A 1,569-nucleotide genomic window follows, 5' to 3' on the forward strand; every position below is an offset into this window, starting at 1 on the left:
TTCCGCCGGGCAATAGGCCCCGCGGCGCCGCCTCCCCAACACGACGGAAACCCGCCAGCATCAAGCCGGCGCCGCGGGACCGCCCGGCGACAATGGCCGCCCCGGACGGACAGGAAACCCAACCACCCTCACCTCATATCGTCTAGGTAAATCCGTATCCCACAGGAGCCGCATGACGAATCTGTCCGACTCGCTGGATCTGCGCCATGGCCACCCTCTGCCCAATCGCCTGGTCCTCGCGCCCATGACCAATCAGCAGAGCAATCCGAACGGGACAATGTCAGACGAGGAGCTCGCCTGGCTGGTCGCCCGCGCCGAAGGAGGGTTCGGCCTTTTGCAGACCGCGGCCGCCTATGTGCACCCGGCCGGACAGGTCTGGCCCGGCCAGCTCGGTATCTCCTCCGACGAGCACCTGCCCGGGCCGGAGCGCCTTGCCGCCGCCGCCTCCGCCGCTGGTGCACGGTCCTCGGTGCAGCTCCATCACGGAGGCGTGCGTGCGGAGAGGACGCGGTCCGGCCAGGAGGTCGTGGGTCCGTGGGATGATGCGCAGACCGGGGTGAGAGGCATGACGACCGGTGAGGTGCAGCGAGCGGTCGAGGACTTCGCCGCGGCCGCCGCGCGCGCCGAGAAAGCCGGCATCAACGGCATCGAAGTGCACGGAGGCCACGGATTCCTGGTCGGCCAGTTCCTCGACGCCTCGAACAACCACCGACAGGACGGGTACGGGAGTAACCCCGCCGGACGAGGCCGCTTCGTGAAAGAGGTCGTACATGCGATCCGGCAACGCACCGGCCCGGATGGTTGGGTCCCCAGGTAGAAGTCCAGTGTTTGTGTGAGTTTCGTGTCCGAGAATGGACACAGGAGGAAATTCACGAATCATGGCACGCAGACACACCCCCGAGCAGGTCATCGCCAAGGTCCGGCAGGGCCAGAAGATGCTCAATGAGGGCCGCCCGATGGTCGAGGTCATCAAGGAACTCCAGATCACCGAGGCGACCTGGTATCGCTGGCTGAACCAGTACGGGTCCGAGAAGAGCGCCGAGGCGTCCAAGCGGACCAAGGAGCTGGAGAAGGAGAATGCCCGGCTCAAGCGGCTGCTGGCGGAGAAGGAACTGGCCATCGACATCCTGAACGAGGTGGTCACTGGAAAATTCTGAGCCCCGAACCCCGCCGTCGTGCAGTGCGCATGGCGGTGGAGAAGTTCGGGGCGTCCGAACGCTTCGCGTGCGCGGTGCTGGGGCAGAACCGGTCCGCGTTCCGCAAGAAGAAACCCGACATGGGCTTCGAGGAAGCCCGGCTCCGCGCAGCCTTGCGCGCCGTCGCCGGCAAGCATCCGGCATGGGGCTGGCGGAAGGTGCGCTGGCATCTGCTGGCCCAGCCGGAGTGGGACGGCGTGGCGCTGAACAGGAAGCGGATCCGGCGGCTCTGGCGCGATGAAGGCCTGGTCTGTAAACCCCGGGCGAGGAAGAAGCGCCGCACCGGGCCCGGCGCCGGGGAACAGAAACGCCTCACGGCCCAGTACCCGATGCACGTGGTCAGCTTCGACTTCCAGTCCGACGTGACCTCCTG

General features: G+C 66.8%; 1 protein-coding gene and 1 pseudogene. Both read left to right on the forward strand.

Annotated elements, in window-relative coordinates; genetic code table 11:
- Nucleotides 1–172: 172 nt before the first annotated feature.
- Complete coding sequence (locus AC1DIM_RS19705; protein ID WP_477712166.1) at nt 173–817, forward strand: oxidoreductase; 645 nt, start codon at nt 173–175, stop codon at nt 815–817.
- Between the two features lie 61 nt (nt 818–878).
- A pseudogene (locus AC1DIM_RS19710) lies at nt 879–1,569 on the forward strand (transposase); the annotation flags it as partial.

This window comes from Pseudarthrobacter sp. 01T43 (genome assembly GCF_056398665.1).

Bases quoted from the DNA above. Each gene is read 5' to 3' on its own strand.
- AC1DIM_RS19705 (WP_477712166.1), top strand. From the start codon at position 173: ATGACGAATCTGTCCGACTCGCTGGATCTGCGCCATGGCCACCCTCTG.